Annotated in this window: 7 protein-coding genes; 1 reads left to right on the top strand and 6 read right to left on the bottom strand. The window is 49.9% G+C overall.

The window, feature by feature from the left end; translation table 11 throughout:
* Nucleotides 1-279: 279 nt before the first annotated feature.
* Nucleotides 280-924 (top strand): MOSC domain-containing protein, encoded by a 645-nt coding sequence (locus ACN0T0_RS13630; protein ID WP_417226959.1) that lies wholly within the window; start codon nt 280-282, stop codon nt 922-924.
* 48 nt (nt 925-972) lie between these two features.
* Here the strand turns inward: ACN0T0_RS13630 and ACN0T0_RS13625 are convergent, their stop codons facing one another.
* The 6 genes from ACN0T0_RS13625 to peaA form a co-directional block, all read right to left on the bottom strand.
* Complete coding sequence (locus ACN0T0_RS13625; RefSeq protein ID WP_417226957.1) at nt 973-2,934, bottom strand: sigma-54-dependent Fis family transcriptional regulator; 1,962 nt, start codon at nt 2,932-2,934, stop codon at nt 973-975.
* 267 nt (nt 2,935-3,201) lie between these two features.
* Nucleotides 3,202-4,533: an alginate export family protein gene (locus ACN0T0_RS13620; protein WP_417226955.1), complete on the bottom strand. Its 1,332-nt coding sequence runs from the start codon at nt 4,531-4,533 to the stop codon at nt 3,202-3,204.
* Between the two features lie 150 nt (nt 4,534-4,683).
* Nucleotides 4,684-5,826, bottom strand: a complete 1,143-nt coding sequence (gene peaD / locus ACN0T0_RS13615; protein WP_417226953.1) for a quinohemoprotein amine dehydrogenase subunit beta — start codon at nt 5,824-5,826, stop codon at nt 4,684-4,686.
* An 18-nt stretch (nt 5,827-5,844) separates the two neighbouring features.
* On the bottom strand, nt 5,845-6,171 hold the full coding sequence (gene qhpC, locus ACN0T0_RS13610) for a quinohemoprotein amine dehydrogenase subunit gamma (RefSeq protein ID WP_417226951.1): 327 nt from the start codon (nt 6,169-6,171) through the stop codon (nt 5,845-5,847).
* Between the two features lies 1 nt (nt 6,172).
* The gene (gene peaB / locus ACN0T0_RS13605; protein WP_417226949.1) at nt 6,173-7,606 is read right to left on the bottom strand and encodes a quinohemoprotein amine dehydrogenase maturation protein; all 1,434 of its coding nucleotides are present in this window, start codon (nt 7,604-7,606) and stop codon (nt 6,173-6,175) included.
* A 79-nt stretch (nt 7,607-7,685) separates the two neighbouring features.
* Complete coding sequence (gene peaA, locus ACN0T0_RS13600; RefSeq protein ID WP_417226948.1) at nt 7,686-9,281, bottom strand: quinohemoprotein amine dehydrogenase subunit alpha; 1,596 nt, start codon at nt 9,279-9,281, stop codon at nt 7,686-7,688.
* Between the last annotated feature and the right edge of the window lie 401 nt (nt 9,282-9,682).

Here is a 9,682-nt window from a genome sequence, read left to right as displayed (position 1 = left end):
TACGAGTTCCTGTCGAGGTCGAGTCATCGGTAAAGTCCTTTTAACGATGTGTGAATCAATGCTGATTTTGAGCTTAGGATTGGAATATCGAGTTGTCAATTTTACAGCGCCTGTCCATTTTGAAAGCCATGTGTCAATTAAGGGTGCCTGTCCCATATAAAGAACTTGTGTCAATTAAGTAGTGCCTGTCCCTGTTTAAAAAAGCGGAAGTATTGGGGTGGTGATTTGAAGCACGTAACTTTAGAATGATTATCTGGTATAAATCATGGGTAATGAGTGATGGATAATAAAATAAAGCAACTAAGCTCTCCTGTTGAAGGCCTTTATATCGGCCAGTTATCGACCATCGGCCCGGCAAAGACGCCTACCGGTATTGTTAAAATTCATTCAGACATAACCCATGAAATTAGTGAGATGGGGTTGAATGGTGATATCCAGGTGGATAAACGGGTGCATGGTGGGCCAGAAAAGGCGGTCTATCATTACCCCGCTGAACATTACTCACTGTTAAAGGAAGCACTGCCCCATCTCAGTGATAGCTTTATATCGGGCTCTATCGGGGAGAATATATCGACCCATGGGCTAATCGATACCGAGGTTCATATCGGTGATACCTTTCGGCTTGGCAGTGCTATTGTGCAGGTATCCCAACCCCGCCGCCCCTGTTGGAAGGTCAATCATAAATATGGCAATGCACATATCGCCTCATTGTTGATGTCCGAAGCGATTTCTGGCTGGTATTACCGAGTATTAGAAGCCGGTCAGCTTCGTCTTGGAGATAACATTGAGTTTCTCGAGCGGCTGGATAACAGTATCCCGGTGGCAGAGATCTGGCAGATATTGTTGCAACGCTTGAATAAACAACCGGGACCTTTAGTGAATGCTAAGATCCCAGGGCTGTCGGATGAGTGGCGTTTTGAATAGAAGCGTTTAAGAGTCGGTAAGCGCCCCTAAAAACGCCCTATTATTTAACTAAGCATCGTCGAGTTGCTTAAGTTTGCGATACAGGGTTGCTCGGCTGATACCGAGTTCTGTGGCGGTTGCCGAAATATTCCCCTCATGCTGTTCTAGCACCTGTTGAATAGTTAACAACTCGCTGGTTTTCAATGTGCCACCGCTCTGGTGCTGCCCTAAGCAGCCCATCGCAGCGCCCTGCCCACTCAGCTCTTCAAGAAAGTCATCACTGATATGACTACTATCGATTTTCACCTCATCGGGCTCCATAAAGGCGATCGCCACTCTCAGCGTTGTTTCCAACTGGCGGATATTACCCGGCCAATGATAATTCAGCAGTTGCGCCATCATCTCTGCATCGATATCTATCTGGCGGCCATCAGGTGTCAATTGCTGCAAGAAATAGCGAATAAAGTCTTCTTTGTCAGTGCGATCACGGAACGCCGGAATACGCAGACAGACACCATTGAGACGGTAATATAAATCTTCGCGAAACAGGCCGTCCGCCACTAAGGATTTTAGATCCCGATGGGATGCACAGATCACCGCGATATCCAATGCAATCTCATCCCCCCCTCCCAATGGAGAAATAGTCCGTTCCTGCAAAACCCGCAACAACCTCGCCTGCAATGCCAGCGGCATATCGCCGATCTCATCGAGAAACAGTGTGCCGCCCTGAGCCTGTTCCAGACGCCCAACCATGCCGCCTTTTCGTGATCCGGTAAATGCACCTTCACGATAGCCAAATAGCTCCGACTCTATTAACCCTTCGGGAATGGAGGCACAGTTAACCGCGACAAACGCTCCTCGGCTGCGGCGGCTATCAAGATGCAGAGATTTAGCCATCACCTCTTTACCGGTACCGGTTTCGCCCTGAATTAAGACTGGCAGTTCATGGGACAGTGCCCGGCTGCCCATCCTGACACCTTTCTGTAACCGTGGATCTTGGCCTGCCAGTTCGCTCAAAGGTGGCGCATGCAGTGGCGCCGGTGAGGCTTTATGGCGACTCGGCTTAAGTGGGGCGTTATAAGCAGTCGGTAAACTATTGGGGAAATGCAGTAACTCACAGTAGAAATCACCACCTCGAGTGCGCAGCTGACCACGCCCCTTACGGTGTAGATCGGTGAGTAGCACTTCAGCGCGCACACCAAACAGCTCTTCGAGATTGCGTCCTACCAACTGTTTCCGTTTCCGGTTAAGCAACTGACAGATCTGCTCGTTAGCCGCTTGAATATGACCGTCCAATTCCAGCGCCAACAAACCTTGCCAAGACGAACGAAGGTATTCCGGTCTTGAATGTACACTCAACACAATATGCTGTTGAAATTGACCGCTAAAGATACGGTTTTCGATAGACCGTATCGCCTGCTGTACGAGGCTGAGGTTGGGCGGTAAATTTTGGTAATCCGTTGGTGATGTCAGATCGAGTACGCCGAGAAGCTCCCCTTTAGGGTCAGAAATAGGGGCTGAGCAGCAAGAGAGATAACCAATAGAGTCTAAGAAATGTTCATTGCCGCGAATCATCAGCGGTGAGCGATTCACCACCGCCGTGCCTGGGCCGTTCGTGCCTCGCAACTCTTCCCCCCAGTTGGCACCAGGAGCTAAAGCATAGCGGGTGCTGCTGTCCAGATGACGGGTTTCGCCTTTGACTTTAAGAATGGTAGCCGATTCATCGGTCAGCATGACCAAACCGCCATCGGAACGAAAATATTCGACCAGTTGTTTAATTTCGGGATGCGCGGCTTCAATCAGCCGGCGATTTTTATCTCTCAGGTCATCGATACCGTCTTTGGACAGGTTTTCTAGATCTAACGGCGCATCGCAATTAAGCCCGGCATTGACACTGCGTAACCAAGAATCTTCTATTTCGCTACGCAATACCCCACTGGGCACCTCACCCTGCTCTATAAGGCGACTGCGCGCGATTTCCACCGTCTGAAGTTGATCGGTCGTCGGGGCTGTAACGGCTGTTTTTTTCATTATTATAATCACTCACCACGTCTAGACTTAACGAGTCACATACACACCATCTAATTTTTTACCGTATCACCTTAACGATAGCAACCCAAGCGTCTTCATACGAACCGGCCAACATCTGCTGATGGCTCATATAAAATGCCCGTCTATAACAGACTAAAAAACCCACGACACTGAAACAGCGCGTGGGAAAGCGATATCGAGGCAAGCAATAAAACCTGTTATCGCGGCTGAAGGAGTAGGGCCTCCTCAATCATGAATAATAAACACTCAATAGAAGTACATCAGCACCGCTTGCATATACACATTGCTGTCATCATTCGCCTGATTCGCTACCACAGCGGAACCATCCGGTGTGTAATAACCAATCAACGGACTAAAGACAAAGTTGTCGTTAATCGACCAGAGGGCATACAGATCAACTTCATGGCCGGACATATCCCCAGCATCATCCTGTTTGCCAAAATCCCAATACTGCATACCGAGAGTCAGATCGTCCAGAGGTTGCAGCAGCAGCTCTAAACGATCAACATCATTACCGCTGTTCGCAGGCCCGGCATAGTTAGAGGCCACTTCACCCTGAAACCAAGTACCAAAGCCACGGGTGAAACCGAAAAATAGTGGATCGAAGGCTTCATTATCGCTGGTAGCGCTATCATCACCAGAGAACTTCGCATGACGATAATTAAGCGTTGGCGACCAAGGTAGATCGGCAAAGGTCCAACCGCCCTCAACATACCAAGCATTCGCATCATTTTTAACCGCCGTATCGCCACCCTGCTCATCGACATATTCAAACGATAGAAACAGGTTCTCAACCCCGGCATTCCCCTGTCCACGCAGGCTGACCACATCCATCCCCTTACGCTGATCCCAAAGACCAAAACCAGCGCCTTGATCGACATCCAGCACCGACATATAACTCAGCCCCAGTGTGCCATGAGTCTCATCGACCCACTCAAGGTTAACCCCAGCAAGCTCGGTATCCTGATGATAGGGGTTGTCTGACTGTAACCAAAATAGATCACTGCGTAATGGGCCTTCCGGGTCAACTTTGAGTATGGCGGTTTGCTTAAAGCTTTTTTGACCCGCTAAATAGTAAGCACCACCGCGATCCACATCCACACCGGAGATCCCCATATCCCCTAAGCTGATGGCATCGCCGGCTAAGATAAAGCCATCGCCAACGGTGAAGGCTTGACGTCCGATAGAGAGATCAAACAGACCGGTACGGCTCTGCCAACCGACGAAAGCGTTCTCTACCTTCACTTCACTCTCACCACCGCTGGTATAGCCTCCCGCATCGCCATCACCACCGGTACCCAACGCAATCAACCCTAAGCCGCTGTAAATCGTGCCATTTGCGGTCGCCTGACGGCCAACCAGATCCCCTTTGATATAACCTTCTTGCCAATCGTTACCGCCATTATCGACGCCATCATAGTTTTCGTTGGTGGAAAAAACACCCGCCATCCCTTCCACATTAAACTCAACCGTTTTGCCATCTTGTTCATATACCGTGGCCGCGTGAGCCATGCCGGTGGCGAACAGTGCGCCAACCAAGGCATTCACTTTAACAAAGTGTCTTTTATTATTTTTCATCATCAAATCCCAGACAACGCGGTGCCAATAGCCTTGTTAAAGCTTCAACAAAGCGCCCATACACACCGCTGCGATAGTTTTCAGGCAAAGCTCCCCCAAAGCCGCTCATCAAGAGCGCACAAAGGGGAGTTACCGTATTAGAGAAATCGTTTAGCGAATAAACACCTGAGCCGTCGTGGTAGACATATCGCCACCCGGTAGATCAATGGTATTTAAACGTTCAAGGGAGTCAGCATCAAACACCGCCACATGATTGGAAGTACCCGCTAGATAGACTTTGCTACCGGTCTGGTTGACCGTTACGCAATAGTAGGAGTGCTCCAGCTCGGCCGCTTTAACCAGCGTTTGTTTCTCAATATCATATTTGGCTAACCGGTTGAGTACACCATACATAATATTAGGGTCTTTAGGTGAACGAGTACCGGTAAAATAGATCTCCGTTAATGGGCCAAAATCTTTGGTTTCGGTAGCACCGGTTTCCAAATTGATATTGAAATAACCATAGATCCAATCCGCCGTATTCAGATCATCAGAACCTTTCTGAAAACGGGCCGTGGTGTAGAGAATGGTGAAGTCTTGGGTCGGCGTTTGCACCGCCCAGACGTTCAACACATCCGGCTGAATATAGCGTTCCCGTTGCCAGTTACGACTTGGCACCGCGACTTCATACTCACCGGTTTGTACATCCATTTTATAAATATCGGCACCGGCCAAGTATAAGCCACCATCTTTACCCATCTGCATCGCCGTAACCAGTCGAGGAGTTGGTAGCATCCGGGTTGGCTTAGCATCCAAACCAGCATCGGTGTTGTAAACCGCCAACCGGGTTGGCTGCACAACATAGTGATCTCGCTCCATCAGCGTTGGATTTTGCACCGCGTATAGCTCTTTACCATCATAACTCAGGGCAAAGGCATACATAGTCTTCGTCCGCTCTTTGTGGCTCTGTGCCATTTTGGCGTGGAACTTAACCTCGCAAGTATCCATATCCACACCGTAGATATCTTCATAGCCATTATTAAGGATATAAGCGGTTTTTTTATCCGGAGCCACCTGCAGTGCCCCCGGGCCAAACCGCCCGGGCATATCACAGGTTTTGTAAACACTCTCGGTTTGCAAATCCAACACATGCATCTGATTAGGGTAATTAGCCACTACCATATATTCGTTGCCTGGCTTCAGTGCAGGCCCCTTGGCAGCAACCGCCAAACCACTGGTTAAAGTTGTTAATCCCAACGTTAACGTCGTCAGCATGATGGTCATACTGCGAGGAAGCATCGTTCTTTTTCTCATCGTAAGCATCCTGTTCGGTTAGTCTTTATCAGCAGGGAACACAGTTCCCAAGTTGCGCCAGTTTTCGCCGGAGCTCGCTGCTTTCTCATTCCAGTCCGGATAGGTATTCATCATGTCGGGCACCTGAGCAGGCCACCAGCATGGATCGGCACAACCATAGAGGTCGGATTCCATCGGCTGACACAGGGACGTTACGCCCCCAAAAGCATCGATTTCCCAACCTGGATCGGTGGTCGCGGTACAGCCCGCAATCGATTGCATCGCCACGACTTCTTCGACCTGATCGTCGGCTACGGCTTTAGTGAGAGTGTGTGCTTTGTTATTAACAGGCTTGAGATGTTTCATATCAATGAGCCCTCCGGGGAGATATGTAGCTGTCGATAAAGGCCGGATTTTCGGCCATGATGCGGCTGTAAACTTCGATACCGAAGTCCACCCAGTCGCGCATCAAATCGCAGTAGTGATAAACAGGTTGAGTGGGGTCTTCAAAACGGGCGTAGCTTTCGTGATAACAGCCGCCGGAGCAGAGGTTACGAATACGGCAACTAGAGCAACCGGTGTCGGTGCGATCCAAACGCTGTTCAAGGAAACCGCCGAGGCGCTCCTTATCGATACCGGTCTGCACATCACCAAAGGTATCCAGCCCTGATCCGGTAAAACGGTGACACAGGTTTAAACCGCCTTCATGATCGACCGCCAGTAAAGCAACACCTGCACCACAGGGTAACGCCTTCTTGTTGCCTTCATGGAGATCCGTAATCAACTGATGCATATTAGAAAAACCAATATTTCGGTGCTCCAGTGCCGCTTCAAGATACTCTTTACCAAGCTCTTTCATGTTGTGGAAAACATCCACCAGCTCGGCATCGCTCAGGTTGTAATAACTGATATCACCTGAGGTCACTGGCGCAAAACCCACCTCGGCAAAGCCCAGCTCGTTGAACAGGTGATGCCAAATCTGACGCACATCGGTGATGCCCTTAGTCAGCGTCACACGGGCACCGATGGGCCGGGCACGGAAGCGAGATAGCAACATTTTGGCTTTGCGACTGACCACATCATAGGTTCCCTGGCCACCCACGGTGATGCGGTTTTTATCGTGAATCGCTTTAGGTCCATCCATACTGACGGACAGACCAAAACGATGTTCATTAAGCCAGTCGGCGATATCCTCTGTCAGCAAAGTGGCATTGGTGGTCATGGTAAAGTCCACCGGTTTACCTAGCTCGGCAAAACGCGCTTCGCAATAGGCCACCACATCTTTGATAAGCCCCAGATTCGACAGCGGCTCACCACCGAAGAAAACGATGTTATAGCGCTGCTCTTGAGGGGATTCTGCAATCAACATTTCGATCGACTGACGCGCCGTATCGAACTGCATCTTCTTACCTTCAGAGGGCTTATCCAGATCTTCTTTATAACAATAACTACAGCTGAGATTACAACCGGTGTTCACATTCAATACCAAAGTATTTAAGGGAAACTCGGTGATCTTTTTCAGCGCAATTTCAGGCGTTAATGGCGAACCATCACTCACCAGTTCCAGTGCAATCAGCTCTTGCAGCGTTTCCGCCACCTGCGCAGTGGGATACTGGTTGGCCAGCTCACCAATCAACTGCTCTGCAGTCTGCTCTGGCCGGTTACGCAGTAACTCAATGAGCTGTGCGGTCAAACCATCCAGCTCAAACAAGCTGCTTGATGGAATATGGAACAACATCTGCCGCGAACTGACGGCGACGAGATGCAAGTTTTGCTCTACCAGATTTAATTGGGCGCCCATAGAACGACCCTCCTCACTATTATTATTTTCAGGATGCTGCCGGGTTCACAACATCGCTTATCTGTTAGTCAGGAACGGCTTATGGCAGTGGTGGATTATTCCAACGCTGCACCGTCACGATCATCTGACCTTCGGCATTCAGCGCCTTGTCCCCATCCATTACTTCAGCAATGACTTTGAGATTACCCGCATTATTGGTCGACATACGCCGTTCAGGGTTGGGTCCTGCCCCGGCGGTGATGAAGACACCGGTTTTCTCATTCATACGGCCGGTAAAGTGAACATCCCGATCCGCTTCAGCCTGCTCATTGAATGCTTCAACATGCCATTTAGCCGGTAGATAACCGATGCGCATATCATCCGCCGTACCCGGCTGACCATCGGCACCATTCATCCAGGCTTCCGCTTGAAAATAAGCATTATATTTCGGCGTTGAACCGCCATTGCCACCGACACGCGCAACCGTGAAGTCAGGCACGACATTGATGCGATCAATTTTGTTATAGACGTTGAGTGTGGCGCCTTCCGCTTTACCCGCATCCACCTTGCGTGGGCCCGGTTGTGCCTTATTGTTAGCCGTGGCTTGCACCACCACTTTGTTATCATCACGATAGATTTCACTGACTACGCTCACACCATCGCCGAGAGAGATCTGCTTGCCTAAGCCGGTTCCCACCAGCGTTAACACCTCTGTGCTACCTGCGCGGATATAGTTAGGCTGCACCGAGAGCAGTGTTGGTGTGCTACCGCTACGCACCGCGGAGAAATCCATACCGGCTTCATCATGCACCGTTTCAAACATACGGCCGGTGAGTTCATCACCATCGGCAGACAAAGCAAACACCTGGCGCATTTTGACACCATCGACGGTCAAGTTAGCACGCCATTCATAACCGGTATAAACCACTGCGCTACCGCTACCCTTCAGTGCCGAACCATCCGCATACTCGCCATCAACACTGACTTTATACTGATCCCCTTTACCGCCAGAGATCGTCATCACGCCACGGGCATTACCTTTGACAGGCATCTGTGCACTAAAACTCCAGCGACCACTCACGGGTACCTTAGTGACTTTTTGCCAGTTATCCCAACTGGTTGATTGCAGAGGGAAATTGCTGGCGAGTTCCGGCACCATCTTATTCAGTGCCAGCCCCATCCAATCACGGTCCCGTGCCTGGGCTTGATATTCAAGACTCGGCCACTGGCCTAAATGGAAGTTCACCAGATGGATCCACTCAGACGCCGGACGGCGCTGTAACTGCACCCGCGCACCTGAGTGACATCGGGCACACATCTGTTCAAAGTCAGTCGATTCAAAGCTTTCCATGGTAGTCAGGCGACGTTCTAAGGCATAACGAGAACCTTCGGTCTCCTCGGGTGCCAGCCCTTGCTTATCAGCAAAGTATTTCACCAAGGTTCGCCGCTCATCATCGGTGACCTCAAGACCATGCATCACCTGCATTCTGGCGATGGTCATCAACCAACCCTCAGGGGTTTTCCGTTGATGGCTCATACGGCTCATCTGCAAAGGTTCAGCTTTCTCTTGGGTATGGCACGCCACACACTTCGTTTGAATAATGGCTTCAGCATCAGCCGCCTGTATGGCTCCTGTTGGTAACATCAACCCCAGCAGAAACCCACCCGTCAACCGGGGTAGTTTAAAATTCTTCATCAAGGCCAGACTCCTTTGTTGTTAATTTAATTGGGCAGCCTCACACCGCTCATAGTTCTAACCTGTGAAGATATGTAGCACGGCGTGTGCCAAGAGAAATAATTCTATATTTTTCAATCATCTAGCTAGAAATAAGGGTAAACCACTAGGAATAAACGGCTTGGCGAGTGTTTTATTACGTAACACCGCTGTACAAAAATGTAACAGTATCGAGATACCCCTTGCGCTTTTCACCGCATCGTTGATCGAGAAAGCAACCCTTAAAAGACAACCCACCTCAATACAGCGCCCCCTCTGCCCCCTCAGCCCATGATCCGCCCGATATAGGGCGCTTATCTCGCCTATACGCTGACCGCCTCCATGAACAGCAGTCGTACAAACAAGCCTGCCAACTGACTTAT

Source organism: Amphritea sp., assembly GCF_048266285.1.
Lineage (GTDB): Bacteria > Pseudomonadota > Gammaproteobacteria > Pseudomonadales > Balneatricaceae > Amphritea.
The sequence above is the reverse complement of the archived record's forward strand: the minus strand, read 5'-3'. Positions and strand labels throughout refer to the sequence as shown.